Annotated in this window: 13 protein-coding genes; 9 read left to right on the top strand and 4 right to left on the bottom strand. The window is 56.6% G+C overall.

The genetic code is table 11. The features are described 5' to 3' along the window. The first annotated feature begins 129 nt into the window (after positions 1 to 129). Both ACGY09_RS14295 and ACGY09_RS14300 read left to right on the top strand, forming a co-directional pair. The gene (locus ACGY09_RS14295) at positions 130 to 1,488 is read left to right on the top strand and encodes a hypothetical protein (protein WP_397568256.1); all 1,359 of its coding nucleotides are present in this window, start codon (positions 130 to 132) and stop codon (positions 1,486 to 1,488) included. 103 nt (positions 1,489 to 1,591) lie between these two features. Further along, on the top strand, positions 1,592 to 2,449 hold the full coding sequence (locus ACGY09_RS14300; RefSeq protein WP_397568257.1) for an SDR family NAD(P)-dependent oxidoreductase: 858 nt from the start codon (positions 1,592 to 1,594) through the stop codon (positions 2,447 to 2,449). 151 nt (positions 2,450 to 2,600) lie between these two features. Here ACGY09_RS14300 and ACGY09_RS14305 read toward each other — a convergent pair whose 3' ends face one another. Together ACGY09_RS14305 and ACGY09_RS14310 are read right to left on the bottom strand one after the other, a co-directional pair. After that, positions 2,601 to 3,473, bottom strand: a complete 873-nt coding sequence (locus ACGY09_RS14305) for a WD40 repeat domain-containing protein (protein WP_397568258.1) — start codon at positions 3,471 to 3,473, stop codon at positions 2,601 to 2,603. A gap of 129 nt (positions 3,474 to 3,602) precedes the next feature. Further along, positions 3,603 to 3,980 carry a hypothetical protein gene (locus ACGY09_RS14310; protein WP_397568259.1) on the bottom strand — a complete coding sequence of 126 codons (378 nt, stop codon included), beginning with the start codon at positions 3,978 to 3,980 and terminating at the stop codon, positions 3,603 to 3,605. A gap of 353 nt (positions 3,981 to 4,333) precedes the next feature. Here ACGY09_RS14310 and ACGY09_RS14315 point away from each other — a divergent pair, with 353 nt between their 5' ends. The 6 genes from ACGY09_RS14315 (at position 4,334) to asnS (ending at position 12,489) form a co-directional block, all read left to right on the top strand. Next, a complete protein-coding gene (locus ACGY09_RS14315; protein ID WP_397568260.1) occupies positions 4,334 to 4,492 on the top strand; it encodes a hypothetical protein in 159 nt (52 codons plus the stop codon). Between the two features lie 16 nt (positions 4,493 to 4,508). Continuing rightward, complete coding sequence (locus ACGY09_RS14320; RefSeq protein ID WP_397568261.1) at positions 4,509 to 4,997, top strand: hypothetical protein; 489 nt, start codon at positions 4,509 to 4,511, stop codon at positions 4,995 to 4,997. 279 nt (positions 4,998 to 5,276) lie between these two features. Further along, positions 5,277 to 6,425: a PKD domain-containing protein gene (locus tag ACGY09_RS14325; RefSeq protein ID WP_397568262.1), complete on the top strand. Its 1,149-nt coding sequence runs from the start codon at positions 5,277 to 5,279 to the stop codon at positions 6,423 to 6,425. Positions 6,426 to 6,619: 194 nt separating this feature from the next. Further along, positions 6,620 to 9,583: a PQQ-dependent sugar dehydrogenase gene (locus ACGY09_RS14330; protein WP_397568263.1), complete on the top strand. Its 2,964-nt coding sequence runs from the start codon at positions 6,620 to 6,622 to the stop codon at positions 9,581 to 9,583. 89 nt (positions 9,584 to 9,672) lie between these two features. Next, positions 9,673 to 10,935, top strand: a complete 1,263-nt coding sequence (locus ACGY09_RS14335; protein ID WP_397568264.1) for a twin-arginine translocation signal domain-containing protein — start codon at positions 9,673 to 9,675, stop codon at positions 10,933 to 10,935. 162 nt (positions 10,936 to 11,097) lie between these two features. After that, on the top strand, positions 11,098 to 12,489 hold the full coding sequence (asnS, locus tag ACGY09_RS14340) for an asparagine--tRNA ligase (RefSeq protein WP_397568265.1): 1,392 nt from the start codon (positions 11,098 to 11,100) through the stop codon (positions 12,487 to 12,489). A gap of 110 nt (positions 12,490 to 12,599) precedes the next feature. On the opposite strand, the gene ACGY09_RS14345 is transcribed toward asnS, so the two are convergent. Together ACGY09_RS14345 and ACGY09_RS14350 are read right to left on the bottom strand one after the other, a co-directional pair. Continuing rightward, the gene (locus ACGY09_RS14345) at positions 12,600 to 12,896 is read right to left on the bottom strand and encodes a zinc-ribbon domain containing protein (RefSeq protein WP_397571878.1); all 297 of its coding nucleotides are present in this window, start codon (positions 12,894 to 12,896) and stop codon (positions 12,600 to 12,602) included. Positions 12,897 to 13,124: 228 nt separating this feature from the next. Then, positions 13,125 to 15,038, bottom strand: coding sequence for an ABC transporter ATP-binding protein (locus ACGY09_RS14350; RefSeq protein WP_397568266.1), 1,914 nt, complete (start codon positions 15,036 to 15,038; stop codon positions 13,125 to 13,127). Between the two features lie 473 nt (positions 15,039 to 15,511). Here ACGY09_RS14350 and ACGY09_RS14355 point away from each other — a divergent pair, with 473 nt between their 5' ends. Then, positions 15,512 to 15,931, top strand: a complete 420-nt coding sequence (locus tag ACGY09_RS14355; protein ID WP_397568267.1) for a hypothetical protein — start codon at positions 15,512 to 15,514, stop codon at positions 15,929 to 15,931. The last annotated feature ends 8 nt before the right edge of the window (positions 15,932 to 15,939 follow it).

Genomic DNA, 15,939 nt, shown 5'->3' on the forward strand with positions numbered 1-15,939 from the left:
AGTTGAGGGAACGGATGATCCCGGCTTCTGCTCCGGCAGAAGATGCCTATTCAGAAATTGGCCGTTTTGCTATCTAGCGGCCGAAATCGCCGTTTCTTTCTGAGACGGTTCTTGCGAAGGACGCATGAAATGGCACGGAAGTCCGTATTTCTGATGATATTGATGACCTGGGTCACTGGCTGCACCAGCAGTGATCCCATGGGCCTGCGTTCGTCATATCGTGACCGCGTCGTCCCGCCGACCAATACACGTTCGATCTCCAATCCTCCGATTGCGGGTCAACCGCCGCAGCTTGCTCAAGCTGCCAGAGCGGGCCAGTTTGGCATTCTACCGGGTGCCGCGGTCTCTCAAATGGCTCATACGCGACCCGCAGCGGGGAATTATCCGCTGCTGGCCAGTGCTGGTGGCCAGTTCGACGGTCGGGCAATGCCTGTGATGAATGGCCGACCAGGCATGGGGTACGCGGGAGCTCCTTACCAGATGGCCTCGTCCGCTTCGGCCGCAGCCATCGCGGATGGTGTCGCACCGGCTCCCGCCCAGGACCTGAAGTACCGAGGTGGGCGAACCATCCGCGATCTCAAGTACATGAATATCTATGTCGGGGACTCCGAAGCATGGGATTCCAGTGACTGGCGAAGTATCGACAAAAAGCTGGCTGCAGCGATGGCGGATCGACGACTGAACAATGTGCTTGTGCAATACTTTGATAACAAGCCGATCTCGTCACAGTTCGTGGGCTCGTTCTTTCTGACAGGTTGGAAACCGCAGCGTGTAACGAAGGCCGAACTGGAAGCGCAGATTGAAAGCCTTTACCGCCAGAAACTGTTTAACGGACGCGATCTTGCCAACACTGTGGTGAACTTCATGTTGCCCAAAGGATGTGTTCTGGCAGATCCCAACGGTGGATCGTCCGAGGATTCCACAGCGGGGCTGGCGGGCTACCACGGTTCTGTCCGGCCTGACGACAACACGATCTATTACGCCGTCGGTGTCTACTCGGAACGCCTCTCTGGTGGTCGAACCAACGGAATTCCGGTCTTTGACGCCAGCTGGAAGAATGTTGTCGCGACGTTCTATCACCAGTTGCAGGAAGTACGAACCGATCCGGATGTCGATGATGCACTTGAAAGTCCCAATGGGAAGGGCTTCCTGGGATGGACCTCGGACAATGGTGATGAGATCGCCGACTATCCGATTTCGGAAGCGGTCGATCTGGCTGTCGCCTTTCGAGAAATCCCCCTGGCGGATGGAAGTGGCACGGCACCGATTCAGTTGATGTATTCGAACGCCGTCCACGGACCTGAAGGCCCGATCGAATACCCCCACGGGACTCAGCCACCCCCGGCGAACAACACGCCTGATAATCCACCGCCGACGAACGGTCCCACGGTACCGGCGAATCTGCCGCCGCAGATCCAGAAGATGATCAGGGAATGGGATCAGATGGAAGACTACGTCAAGCAGGCCATCCTCAAACTGCTGTCGTGAGGAAGACCGGGCGGCGGACATGGGATGTCCGCAGACAGACGCGAGTAGCGTCGAAGAATTGCAGTTGAACGGCTTACATGGCTCCTCATTCGGAACGAGATTGATGAAATCAATTCGAGGCAAACAGGCATTGGTCACGGGTGGTGCGTCGGGCCTCGGTCGTGGAATCGCACTCGCGCTGGCTCGTGAGGGTGCCGACGTCTACCTGTGGGACGTGAACGCAGAGGGGATGGCCGCCGTCGGCGACGAAATTCGCGCCCTGGGTGTGAGTTCTGCCTCACGAAAGGTCGATCTGACGAAGCCAGCCGAGATTACGGCAGCCGTCACGGCACTGACAGAAGAGTGGGGCGGTGTCGATATTCTTGTGAACAACGCGGGCGTCGCTTTCTACGGTCCGACGCACACGATGACCGCCGAGCAGTGGGAATGGTTAATGGGAATTAATCTGCTCGCTCCGATTCAGATTACCCGAGAGTTACTGCCGTCTTTGCTGGAACGTCCGGAAGGACATATTCTGAATGTTTGCAGTATCGCGGGCCTCGTGGCAGGAGGCCGCTTCGCCGGCTATCACACCAGCAAATTTGGTTTGATTGGATTCTCGGAATCGCTGCGAGCCGAGTACGGACGCCGCGGGCTGCACGTCACGTCGCTGTGTCCCGGCCCCGTCAAAACAGATCTGTACCGTAAGTGTGCCACCAGCAAGGAACGGAAGACGGTTCCCGAACCACCCCAGTGGGTCTGCACCACTGTGGATGCCGTTGCCCGGAAGGCGATCAGAGCGATCAGGTACAATCACCGCATGCCCCTCGTCGGGCTGCTGGCTCACTTTCTGTGGAATATGAAGTGGATTGCCCCCGGATTTCTCGATTTTCTCAATCACTTCCGCCGGAAAAAACGCGTTGCTTCCAATCCCACAGAATCCCAACCGAAAGAAAATGCCTCGCTCAAGCGGGCTGCATGATTCGGTAGATCACGTCAGAAAGTCACTGGTCGTGTAAAAAGTGGATTGCAGGGCATTCCCAATTTGAAATGTCACGTAACGTCACAGGACCTGTGGCAGGCCGGAGGTCAGCGGAGTCTGATCGACGGTCTGAGGGTAGGTAGGACCCTCCCTATTCTCGCGACGTCAGATCGAATCTCTCGAACTGATCCTCATAGTGGATCGTGAAGGTTTGGTTGTCAGAAGACAGATCGAACGCTTTGACCGGGACATGCCAGCTCAATAGTTCGGTGCCGGTGCGGACATTCCAGAACCGCAGGTTGTGACCGGCATCCAGCGCAATCAGCGTTTTCCCTTCATTCGTGAAGAGGAGTTTTTCCACCGTTCCGACATGTCCGAAGATGGTCGACTGAAGTTTGTTGGAATGGGCATTAACGAGTTCAATGCGTCGGTCGCCATAAGCGACCGCCAGCATTTGCCCATCGTTCGAGACGGCGATGCATCCCACGTCACGGCCCGGAATCGGATGCTTACTCAGAATGTCGCCTGTCCTGAGCTGAATCTGTAACAGTCGGGAACCCGTCACGGTCCACATGGTGTCGTTGCAGGTGTCGAACGCGAGGCGGTTTGGCACTATGTTTGAAAGAGAATAGGCAAAGGCAGGTTGCTGGTTCTCACTGTTCCACGCCCGCACTCGCAACTCCGGAATGGTATCGATTCCGACCAGCGTCACCTCGTCTGAGAGAAATGACAGGATGGGGGGATACTGGCCTTGTGAAGTCTCATTGGCGATCGGCAGAAGCTTCAGGTGGGGTTCCGCCTTGCCTGCCAGAATTGCTTTCGACCGGGTGCTGACTGCCACCCGGCTTCCCGACGCGGGCGCCACTGTCTGGAAGATCGGACCATATTCCTGCGCCAATGTGATTTCCGTGACGGGTCTCAAGTCATCAAGTGAATCGAGTCGCAATTTCCCTTCACGGATAGAGGCTAATGCCCTCATCGACGACAGGGTCAACAGGTTCTGAGGTTCCTCCTGAATCGTCATTCGGGCTGTGGATTTTTGGACTCGAGGCCATTTGATGACATGACCGTCGAAACCTGTCGAAATGATGTGTCGACTGTTGGCGGTAAAGACCACGCTGCGGGCGGGCCGAGAGTGAGCGGCCCAATGAGTCTATGCGTGAAGGTTTTCATTGATCACGGGCTTATCGGCGTTCTTCCATTCCACGATGTGAATCGCGCCCGATCGTTCCGCGACAGCGAGAAACTCGCCGTCAGGTGAAAATGAGAGTTCGTTTAATTTCTCGACCAGCCGCCATCTTCGTACTCGGACAGCTGCTTGAAGTCTCCAGATTTCTAATTCCCCCCACAGCCCGCCGATGGCGATATGTGATGGCAGGCGGCCTGTAAGCGTCTTCTCCTGGCCACGCTTGAGGGATGTTAAGCGTGCCTGATTCCCCAGGTGCAGTGTGGATGTCGTTGCTTCGGCAGGATTCTCCTGGAAGCACCGCTCGTTCTGATCGAGGTGGCCTGATCCTGCTGGGGTGGTCACGCTGCAAACTGCCTCTGAATCTTCTGTCGAATGAGCGTCTCTCTTCTTTCCAGCGAGTGTAATGGATGATCAGTAAATCAAAAGACAATTTCTAACCGAATGGAAGTGAATTTCACGTCGACCACATCAGGGTCGATGTCGGCCGGGACGGAAGCGATTCCTTGGGGAAACTAGGCGACTTGTTCGAGCTGAACGTTTTCTCAAATCCGCTTTGCAGCGCGATCCTCGGGAGCAGCAAGGGGTGAGACAGGTCACGGAACGTGGCTCTTTCCTCGGTCTCGCTCCTGCGGCACGTGATCTGCGACGGATTTTCCCAGGGGCCACGAAAACGACTTTCACTAAGGAACGTGATCATGGGTAATCAATCCAAGAAGTCCACCGATGCTTCGAAGAAAAGTACTGCCGCGTCATCGAATGACTCCCCAACCGCTGTTCAGAAAGCCAAAAAGGCGACGCTGGACATGGTGAAGCATCCTCAAAAAACAGGTCGGAGAACTTCCGATCGGGACTGACTACGGAGAGTTCACAGTGGCGAGCGATCGAGCAACCCGCTGGCCGATGCCACAGGTCGAGCCGGTCGCCGCCCACTCTGTAAGGACCAGCCAGATGAGCAGCCGTGCGTGGATCCACTCTGATTTCTCGTTTGCTGATGGGCTGCTGGCCACGACAGCGGCGCTGCTGGGTCTGGTGAGCGGAGAGATCATGTCCTGGCAATTCGTCAGTGAGCTGACGTTTGCCTCTGCCGGGCAGGCTGTGGTTTTCGCCACACTCATTGGCGTCGTCTGCGGAGTGACCGTCCGCCGGCACTTTGGTTTCTGTCTGTTCTGGTTCGTATGCGGCTTTTGCGTCGGTGAGTTTGCCGGACTCCGTCCTGGTCCCGAACTGGGTGACACCGTGCAGAAGTTCACCCTGTCTGTGGCGACCTTAAATCTGGCTCCACTGGTAGCCGCCTGCGGGACCTGTTCGGGCCACGAGCTTCAGAAGCTGCTTCTTCAGCAGACCTCTTCGCATACTTAGCGAATCGCCACGACTCGACGAAGCGTGATTCCATCGCCCCTTTCGTCTGCAACGATAACGTCTCTGCGCGCTGAGGATGGAGACTTACTCACTTTGTCCTACTGCCTGTTCGTTTCCACTGGAAAGGAGCAGTGCGTCCTCCCCAAACCCGCCGACCCGTTCTATGGGAATCAACTGCCGGGCACGCTAGAGTCAAAGTCTCCCTCGTGAGACGGTGGCGAGGTGAACGAACTCGATGCAGAACCCTTTCGATCTCTCTGGAAAGAGCGAGTCGTCCCGATGCAGAAAATACACAAGCCCAGCATACTCATCGTGCTGATGTTATCGGCCTTCGCCCTCTGGTCTGGCCCTGAATCGACGACCCTCCTGCAGGCTGCCGATGAGGAGCCGTCTGCGGGAAAGCGGGGCCTCGAGCGACCTGACGTCGAGTTCAAAATCTTTCAGTTTCCTGCAAACAAGATACCTCGAATTGATGGTTCGTCTGAAGACTGGTCGATTGTCCCTGCGGACTACGCCATTGGGACAGATCAGCTTCGCGAAACGGTGAAAGGCATCGATCAACATGATCCGACCGATCTCGATGTCACGGTGAAAGTGGGCTGGGTCAAAGGGCTGAACCAGCTCTATTTTCTCTACGAAGCGACCGACAACTACTGGGACTTCTCCCACGATGATCTGCACAATGACATCTTTGAAGTCGTGATTGATGCCGACCGTTCGGGGGGGCCCTTCATTCGGCAGATGCATCCCGACGTGACGTTGCGAGAGAAGCTGGAGACTCACTTTCAGTTTCACGGCGTCCATGCCCAGAACTATCACATCTTCACACCTGCGGAAGGGAAGGACTGGTGCATGGTCTGGGGAGGGCAGCCGTGGATTAAAGACCTTCCGTATGCCAACGCGGCTGATCAGTACAACTTCAAGCCGGGCGAAGGTGGTAAGCTGGTCCTCGAGTTCTTCGTTACACCCTTCGACTACGCTCCGAAAGATCCTGCACGAGCCATTCCTTCCCGGTTGGTGGAAGATTCCATCATCGGCATGTCGTGGGCCATCCTCGATTACGACGATGTCAACGCGGCTCAGTACCGCGGATTCTGGAATCTGTCGCATAAAACGACCATGTACGGCGATGCTTCCGACCTGATTGCATTTCGACTGATGCCCCTCGAAAAAACGATCCGAAAGCCGCTGGAGGTCGACTGGTCATTTCAAGTTGTTGATCCGGTCGCAAGGCTCGTTGCTTTCCACGACCGTTCTGTCGGCAAAGTCACCTCCTGGTACTGGGACTTTGGTGATGGAAGTCATTCCCGTGAGCAACACCCCCAGCATCGGTATAAGGAACCTGGCGAGTTCATCGTCACGCTGAAAGTGGAAGGTCCCGAAGGCAAAGGTAAACGGACCAGGATCTGGGACGTGACACTCCCCTGAAACCGTCCACCCCGTGAAGAACATCGCCGCTCGATCAACAATCCCTGGCAGACCGGCGACGTTTTTATTCTGCTGTTCAGAATGTGGAACTGAGACCCTCAAAGCCACCTCCGCCGCAGTCCTCAGTCACGACTGTTTCCTGATATGGCCCACACGTTCGACCGGATTTTTAGATCGAAGGAATCGCAGTCCTCATGGTGACGAATCAATTTCGAAGATGCGTTGTCTCGAGCAGTCTGGCCATCACCGCCATGGTCCTGCTGAATCCGCTGTCCGCTCGGGAGGATTCACCCCGTCCCCAACAGAGACCGGCGTTGACGACCTCGCGCGTCGTGGGCTCGCCCGAACCACCTTTGCCCTATGTGACCGAGCGGGCGTTTCCGGCACTGAAATTCAATAACGTGCTCGATCTGGTTGCCGCGCCAGGAACCGACCGACTGTTCGTTGTCGAGCAATCGGGGAAGATCTTTTCGTTCGTCGATCAACCTGATGTCAGCAAAGCGGATCTGGTCGTGGATCTGGCCGCACAGATTCCCGGTGTCAGGGATAGCTATGCTCTGGCGTTTCATCCTGATTTCAAACGGAATCGCTACTGTTACATCTGTTACCTGGAAGCACCCGATCTGCCCGAGGGAACCCACGTCTCACGCTTTCAGGTCTCGGATACGAATCCTCCGACGATTGATGTTTCCACCGAAACCCCGCTGATTACCTGGCGTTCTGGCGGACATAACGGCTGTTGTCTCAAGTTTGGTCCTGATGGGTACCTTTACATTTCGACGGGAGATGCGGGTCCCGCCAATCCTCCTGACATTTTCAAAACGGGTCAGGATATCAGCGACCTGCTTTCGTCCATCCTGCGGATTGATGTCGACCATGCTGACGAGGGGCGGAACTATCGCATTCCTGCTGATAACCCTTTTGTGGGACAGCCCAATGCTCGCGGAGAAGTCTGGTGCTATGGACTGCGCAACCCTTGGCGGATGAGCTTCGATCAAAAGACGGGAGACCTGTGGGTCGGAGACGTCGGGTGGGAATTGTGGGAGATGCTCTTCCGGATTGAACGGGGTGGCAACTACGGCTGGGCAGTGATGGAAGGGCGTCAGTCTACGCATCCCGAATGGCCCCGCGGACCCTCGCCGTTCCTGCCCCCCGTCATCGATCACTCGCACAATGAATCTTCGTCGATTACCGAAGGCTTGACCTACTACGGCTCGCGGCTGAAAGAGCTGCAAGGGGTTCATATCTACAGTGACTACGACACCGGGAAGTTCTGGGGCTTTCGGTATGAGAACGGGCGGGTCGTGGATCATCGCGAGCTGGCCGACACGACTCACCGTGTCGTCGGGTTTGGAGAAGACCACTCCGGCGAATTCTATATCCTGGATCACACCGCCGGGACAATTCACCGACTGGTTCCCAATCCGCAGGAAGACCTCTCAAAATCATTTCCCCGCTCACTCAAAGAGACAGGGCTGTTTACATCAGTGAAGGAAGGAAAGGTCGCATCGGGCGTCGTCGCTTACTCGATCAATGCCGAGTCTTGGGCTGACTACGCGACTGCTGAACGATGGATTGCCATCCCCGATCAGCTTGCCGTAACCACGACAACGACCCCGTGGACATACCCCCTGAATACGGTTCTCGTCAAAACGCTGTCTCTGGAACTGAAGTCAGGCGATCCTTCGAGTCGCAAGGCGATCGAAACGCAGCTCCTGCATTTTGATGGGATTGAATGGATGCCCTACACCTACCAGTGGAACGACGAACAGACGGATGCCACCCTGGTGGCTGCCGCGGGGGCGGAACGCGTCTTCACAATCGTCGATGCGAAGGGGGCCAACGACCGTGAAGAGGGGACGACTCGACAGCAAACCTGGCGGTTCGCTGGTCGTGCGGAATGTCAGCGCTGTCATAACAGATGGTCAGGTCCCCCTCTCGCTTTTGACATCCCTCAACTGAATAAGGCAGATCGAGATCGCAGTCCCAGTTCACAACTGCAGACGCTGGCGGCGATCGGCATTCTGGATCGTACGATTCCCAGCGAAGGACAACCCGAACTGGCGAATCCGTACGATGTGAACGCGGGCTTGGATTCGCGGGCGCGGGCTTATTTGCAGGTCAATTGCGCTCATTGCCACCGGATGCATGCCGGCGGAGCGGTCCTGTCTCAAATGCATTACGACTTGACGCTCGACAAGACCAACATGCTTGGTGTCCGGCCGACGCAAGGAACATTCGGGATTCATGGGGCCCAGGTCATTGCCCCCGGGAACCCTTATCGCTCGGTCTTGTATTATCGGATGTCGAAACTCGGCGGGGGGCGCATGCCTTACATCGGTTCCTCCGAGCCGGATCGCGCCGGGATCCAGTTGATCCATGACTGGATCGAACAACTCTCACCCGACCTCGCCCCTGATCAAACAGGACACGAAGCCGCGCTGAAGCAGAAACAAGACGACAGCGAGGCGATCAATCGACTGCGTCAGTCGAGTACCGCCACCAGGGAAACGGCCCTGGTCGATCAATTGCTGTCGACCACGGGTGGAACGTTAATGCTGCTGAACGCGTTCGATCGACACGAACTTCCCCGAGAATTGACCCCGCTCGTGATTGAACGCGGCACAATGCATCCGGATGCCAGCGTGCGAGACCTATTCGAACGTTTCGTGAGTCCTGATCAACGGGTGAAACGGTTAGGAAGTGTCATTGAGCCGCGTCAGATTTTGTCGCTCACCGGTGACGTCCATCGCGGTCGACAACTGTTTTTCGAGACGGCTAGCGTCAACTGCAAGAACTGCCACCGGATCGAAAAGGTGGGCAAAGAGATTGGGCCCGAACTGACCACGATTGGGAAGAAGCACACTCGCGAGCAACTGCTCGAGAGTCTCATGGAACCTTCCAAGCGGATCGATCCCAAGTATGTGACGTACCTGGCCGAGACAGCCGACGGGCGGCTCGTGACGGGGCTTTTGATTAGTCGCGATGATCGCGAAGTGGTGCTCAAGGACGCTCAGGATCATGAGATTCGCCTTCCGATGGCCGATGTTGAACAGCTCGTTCCACAGCAGCAGTCGCTGATGCCGGATCTGCTGCTGCGTGACATGACGGCGCAGCAGGTTGCAGACTTGTTGGAATACCTTGGGTCATTGAAATAAAGTGACGTTATTCCACGGGTCGTAAAATCATGATTAACGCTTCGACAAGCTTCCCCCCAGGTAGAAACAGCAACGTGAAAGGTTCAACATTGAATCCACCAACAGTGATTTCTCGACGTGACTTGTTGAAGGGGGCCGCGGCAGCAGCAGGGGGTTGCCTGACACTGCCAATGTCGCTTCAGGGAGCGGATTCGGTTGCTCCCAAGTCGGTTGCTGCCGTTGTGACCCGGTACGAGAAAGGCCTGCACGCCGACGTCCTGATCGGAAAGATCATGGAAGGGTGGAAGCAGGACGGGGGGACCGGACCGGCTCTGAAACTGGCTTCGATGTACGTCGACCAGTACGGCCCCGGTGATCTGGCGCGCGGGTTGGCCGAGAAGTACAACGTTCCGCTGTTCGATACCATCGAAGGGGCGGTCACGGTCGGCGGAAACCGTATTCCGGTTGATGGTGTGATCAGCGTCGGCGAACACGGCGACTATCCCTATAACGACAAGGAACAGCATCTGTATCCTCGTCGCCGATTTTTCAGTGAGATTACTGACACCTTCCGTAAATATGGTCGCGTGGTTCCTGTCTTTAATGACAAGCACCTGGGTCCCCAATGGGACGATGCCAAATGGATGTACGACCGGGCTCAGGAACTGAAAGTCCCCTTCATGGCCGGGTCGTCGCTCGTCGTGACATACCGCGATCCTGAACTGAATCTTCCCATGGGGAGTGACATCGAAGCGGCGGTGGCGATCGGCTATTCCGGGCTGGATATCTACGCGGCACACGCACTGGAAGTATTTCAGTGCCTGGTGGAACGTCGTCGAGGTGCAGAGAAGGGTGTGGAATGGGTGCAGTTCCTGCAAGGGGACGCCATGTGGAAGGCCATTGATGATGGTCGAGTCTCCTCGGAAATCTTCCACGCCGCTCTGGCCCTTGTTGCGGCCAGCCCCGAGGGGGTTCGCCAGAGCAAGGATGCTTCGCTGTTCCTGTTCCAGTATCGGGACGGCCTGCTGGGAACGCTCTTCATGTTGCCTGGCTTCGCCACCGGAACGGCGATCGCTCTCAAGGTGAAAGGTCAGCAGCAGTTGCTGGCAACGCGATTTGAAGAACGAACCCAACCGCGACATCCCCACTTTGCCTACCTGCTGAAGGGGATCGAGCGAATGATCCACACCGGGAAGCCGAGCTATCCCGTAGAGCGAACGCTGTTGACCAGCGGCATCCTCGATCGTGCTCTCACGTCCCGGCTCCTCAATCAGGAACGTCTCGTGACGCCCGAACTTGAAATTCGTTACGCACCGGTCGACTATCCGCATGCTCCCTTTCCGGAACTGACTTCCAGCCCTGTGGGGGGTTGAACGGTCTCGGCTGAGGGAGGGGTGACACCCGTTCTTTTCGATTTCTGCGGCATCGGTTATACAATCCTGCGGAGTCTCGCTGCACTCACGAGCGAGGCGAACCGCAGTCGGTCGTCGATTGTCACGTTGCAGTGAGAAACCGTATCTCCACGGATTGGAAAAATGACTCGTACTCGAGTGGCTCATATTCTCAAGACTGGCCAACCTGAGACCACCGTTGATGTTCGAGGCTGGGTTCGAACGAAGCGTGAGTCTAAACAGGACTTCGCGTTTCTTGAGCTGAACGACGGCTCGTGCATGAAGAACCTTCAGGTGGTGGTCGACGCCAGGATTCCGGATTACTTGACCCTGATCAAACAGATTCAGACCGGGGCGAGCGTCGCAGTCATCGGGACAATCAAAGAGTCTCTCGGAAAAGGGCAGCGGGTTGAGGTTCACGCCCAATCCCTGAAGGTCCTGGGAACGGCCGACCCGGCGACGTACCCACTGCAGAAAAAGGGGCATAGCTTCGAGTTTCTGCGAGAAAAAGCTCACCTGCGGCCCCGCACCAACACGTTCGGCGCTATCGCTCGTGTTCGTAACGCCCTGTGTGCGGCGATTCACAACTTCTTCCAGGAACGCGAATTCCTCTACGTTCAGACGCCGATCATCACCACCAGCGACTGCGAAGGAGCAGGGCAGGTCTTTCAGGTGACGACCCTTGATCTGGCCAGACTTCAGCAGAGCAAGGGCCCGCTGGATTACTCGCAAGACTTCTTTGGCAAGAAGGCGGGACTCACGGTCAGTGGCCAGCTTGAAGGAGAAATCTTTGCCACAGCCGTCGGTGACGTTTACACGTTTGGACCGACGTTTCGGGCAGAAAACTCGAATACCACGCGCCATCTGGCGGAGTTCTGGATGGTTGAGCCCGAAATGCCCTTCTATGAACTTGAAGAAAACATGGATCTGGCCGAATCGTTCGTTCGGTCGATCATCAAAGACGTGATGAACAAGTGCAGCGAGGATCTGGAGTTTTTCAACGAGCGGATCGAGCCGACTTTGCTCGCATCGCTGCAGAATATCGTCGAAAACGATTTCATTCGTCTGACCTACACCGAAGCGATCAAGATTCTGGAAGAGTCCGGGCAGAAGTTCGAATTCCCGATTGCCTGGGGCCATGACATGCAATCGGAACACGAACGCTACCTGACGGAAAAGCACTTTAAACAACCCGTGATCCTGACGGACTATCCCCGGGCGATCAAATCGTTCTACATGCGGTGCAACGAAGATGGGAAGACCGTCCGCGCAATGGACGTACTCGTCCCGCGAATCGGCGAGATCATCGGTGGGAGCCAGCGCGAAGAACGTCACGATGTTCTCATCGAGCGAATGAAGGAATCGGGACTCGTCCCCGAAGATTACTGGTGGTATCTGGAACTGCGCCAGTACGGCACCGTCCCCCATAGCGGTTTCGGGTTAGGCCTGGAGCGTACGGTCCAACTGGTGACAGGGATGACGAATATCCGCGATTGCATTCCCTTTCCCAGAACCCCCAAGAGTGCAGACTTCTGATCGGGTCTCTTCTCTTCCAAAGTGAGCGGACTCAGGGAGTGTTCATCGTGTGCGGCTGACCGAGTCTGCTTTTACTTCTGGTCTTGTGCGTAGACCACAGTGATGCTGCGTCAGGGGGAAATGGTCCGGCGACGTTCCAGATGAGATCGACGAGGAGTCCCTCCGTGTCGATCTCGAAGCTTCTCGCGACACTCCCGGCACCGGACCGCGATTGAATACATGGAGCCCTTGGCAACTTCATACCACCACTGTTGCTGCTTCGCTGTCCAGATTGAGAACAGACCGCAGTCGATGCATTGGAAGCGGGTGTCCTCGTAATATTCGATGAACCTTCGTCCAAAGGGTGAGTGTTCTGCCGAGGGATCCAGAAAGGTAACCGGGATTCGCTTCTTGAATTCTTCCTCAATCTGGTACCGGGGCTTTTCCGATTTCGTTTTGCCACGTGCTCACCTTTCTCTCGCAGCGTCAGGATCCTTCCAGACACGACTGACGGCGCGCGCAGGCCCCGGCACCTTTGTCCTCTGTTCGCGTTTGAAGCTCGGATTGGCGGGTTTGTTCGTCAAACCGGCCATTGTCTGATGGTTGCCAGGCAACGTCATGGCACACGGTCATGGCGGATCGGGTTCGCTGCTACGTTACCGGGGTAGCCGCGGGGCTCCGCTACTCGCACGGGAGAATCGTTCGAACAGTTGAGCATAAAAGCCGTGCTGAGCAATCAGTTCGTCATGGGTTCCGCGTTCGATGATGCGGCCGTGGTCCAGCACCAGGACGAGGTCCGCGTTACGAATCGTGCTGAGTCGGTGAGCGACCACAAAGCTGGTTCTCCCTTTCAGGAGAACAGACAGTGCCGTCTGCAAGCGCCGCTCTGTCTTCACGTCGATGCTGCTGGTTGCTTCGTCGAGAATCAGCAGACGGGGATCGGCGAGCAGGGCTCTCGCAAAGCAGACCATCTGCCGCTGGCCCAGCGAAAGTTGATTGCCTCGCTCACCCACTTTCGTTTCGAAGCCTTTCGGCAGGCTTTCGATCAGGTCGAGGCAGTCAAGGCGGTGGCAGACGGTTCTGAGATCGTCGTCGGTTGCATCTGGTTGTGAGAAGCGAATGTTCTGGGCGACGGTCCCCTGAAACAGAAAGTTCTGCTGCAGGACGATGCCAAACTTGCGATGCAGTGATTCCCCCTGAACCGTCAGCAGATCGCGATCGTCAATCAGAATTCGACCACTTTGCGGCAGGTAGAACTTGGAAAGCAGATTGATGATCGACGACTTGCCGCTTCCCGTCGGCCCGACGAGTGCAATCGTCTGGCCCGGTTCCGCAGAGAACGTGATATCGCGCAGGACAGGGCGAGCGGGATCGTAGCCGAACGTCACATTCTCAAAGACCACGCGACCGGAGATCTCGGAAAGCGCGACCGCGTCCGGGGCATCCTTCCACTCCGGCTCGAGATCCAACAGCACGAACAGGCGTTCGGCACCCGCCATTGCGGTCATCGCCTGGTTGTACTGGTTTCCGAGGATCGTGAGTGGTGAGAAGAAGACGTTTGCCATAAAGAAGAACCCGACCAGCTCTCCTACGTTCGTACTGCTGTCCGGGTTGAGTACGCGCCATCCACCAATCACCAGCAGCAGCGAGATAAAGACCTGTGTGTTCAGTTCCAGCAGAGGAAGGAAGAGGCCGTGCGTATGCTGGACTGCAGTGTTGTAGCGAGAATGGTCCTTGACCAGTTCTCCGAACAGCCGCGCGTTCTCTTTCTGGCGGACAAATCCCTGGGTCACGCGGATCCCGATAACGGATTCAACCAGTGTCGCCGTGACTCGACTGAAGGACTCACGCGCCTGCCTCAAGACGATGCTCAGCTTGTTGTGAAAGTAACGGTTGATTCCCCACAGCACGGGAGCCAGCCCCAGCACAATCAAAAACAGTCCCGCATCAAACCACAACATGCAGATGGCCGCGACCAGCATCTGCCCCAGGGCCACCAGGCTGACGAACATCACTTCCTGGACACCGATACGAACATCTTCGATATCGGAAACCATTCGTCCAATAATGCGGCCGACCTTGGTCTTATGGAAATAGCTCATTGGCATCCGCTGCAGATGAGCGAAAATCGCATTCCGCAAATCGAAGACGACGGCCTCACCCAGTTCCAGGGCCAGTCGCTGCCGAAAGTGCATCGTGATTTGAGTGAAAATCGCCAGCACGCCGAAGGCGATCGCTCCCCACATGACCCCGTTCGGATCGCCCTGTTCGATGGGGCCATTGATTACCGCGGCCAGGACATAGGTCAGCCCGGGTAGCTGAAACGACCGCAGCAGGGCCGAAACCAGCAACCAGTTTCGCTGAGTGGCGTAGGGTCGCATGAAACCCATCAGCCGTGAGATCAAACGAAGATCCAGCGGGCGCGTCTCGAGATAGTCATCGTCATCCCGACGGCCGATCCGGGTCAGTTCCGTGGGGACCGTCGTCGACGAACGAGTTTCCGCACCGGGAATGCCTGGAGACTGCGGAGGAGCAGTCGGCGCAGATGAGTTCGATGCGGAAAGGCTCATAGGGCAGCAGACTCAATATGGATCGTGGTGAATGCCCCTAGCCGCAGTCGGAACGCACTCTCACAGAATGCTCTGTTCGGACTGCGAACAAGGACCGATGCGGCCCTGCTGTCGTTCAAGGATTCTCGCTGTCCCAGTTGTAGATCGAACCTTTTGTGACTTGCAAGCAGCGGTGGGGAACGGTTCACCATCTCACGGATCTGACCAGCCCCCCCTCACTGGAGGGAGGGTCTCCGTTCGGGATCACAAGCTGTCTGGAAATTTTCCGATTGCGATACTGGATTCGCCGAGCCCCCGACAGCGAAAATGATGTCGGCGATCAGCAACAGGGATCGGGGAATCGTTCTCGGTGACGGATGATGACTGAAGTCCGTCATCCTGCGTGGCACGGTCGTCGATCACGTGGTCGGATCGGGACCGCAGGGTCAACTCCAGCCCCGCTCTGTAATTCGGGTCTCTGCAAGGTGGTCGTGATGGCTGACAAATATCTTGAAACGGCGATCATCGTTTTCGAAGCACAGCCCTACTGGGGGCCGGAACTACAACGTCAGTTTCAGAACACCGGTGTCACCGTGCGAGAATGTCGATCGGTTCGCGATCTGATTCCTTCCATCTCCGATGTCGAACGGGCACTGGTGATCCTGGAACTCTCGGCCGGGCTCGCGGATTGCCTCACCTGGCTGGCCGAGGACTTCGCCAACTATCCCCGGGAGACCCAACTGATCGCCCTGGGCTCCGCCGAGACGGGTGGGCTGGAATGGCTGCTGCGAGAAGCGGGAGTCACCGTTTATCTGCCCGAACTGGTGGGGGGAGAGTCCCTGGCCAGAATCTGTCGCCGACAATTGGAGATCCGCGTCCCGCCTCCGTCGCTCACACCATCCCGTCGTTCTTAAGTCTGTAC

It is taken from the genome of Schlesneria sphaerica (genome assembly GCF_044336245.1).
Lineage (GTDB): Bacteria > Planctomycetota > Planctomycetia > Planctomycetales > Planctomycetaceae > Schlesneria > Schlesneria sphaerica.

Bases quoted from the DNA above. Each gene is read 5' to 3' on its own strand.
- asnS (WP_397568265.1), top strand. From the start codon at position 11,098: ATGACTCGTACTCGAGTGGCTCATATTCTCAAGACTGGCCAACCTGAG.
- ACGY09_RS14305 (WP_397568258.1), bottom strand. From the start codon at position 3,473: ATGACGATTCAGGAGGAACCTCAGAACCTGTTGACCCTGTCGTCGATG.
- ACGY09_RS14300 (WP_397568257.1), top strand. From the start codon at position 1,592: ATGAAATCAATTCGAGGCAAACAGGCATTGGTCACGGGTGGTGCGTCG.
- ACGY09_RS14295 (WP_397568256.1), top strand. From the start codon at position 130: ATGGCACGGAAGTCCGTATTTCTGATGATATTGATGACCTGGGTCACT.
- ACGY09_RS14315 (WP_397568260.1), top strand. From the start codon at position 4,334: ATGGGTAATCAATCCAAGAAGTCCACCGATGCTTCGAAGAAAAGTACT.
- ACGY09_RS14330 (WP_397568263.1), top strand. From the start codon at position 6,620: ATGGTGACGAATCAATTTCGAAGATGCGTTGTCTCGAGCAGTCTGGCC.
- ACGY09_RS14350 (WP_397568266.1), bottom strand. From the start codon at position 15,038: ATGAGCCTTTCCGCATCGAACTCATCTGCGCCGACTGCTCCTCCGCAG.
- ACGY09_RS14355 (WP_397568267.1), top strand. From the start codon at position 15,512: ATGGCTGACAAATATCTTGAAACGGCGATCATCGTTTTCGAAGCACAG.
- ACGY09_RS14325 (WP_397568262.1), top strand. From the start codon at position 5,277: ATGCAGAAAATACACAAGCCCAGCATACTCATCGTGCTGATGTTATCG.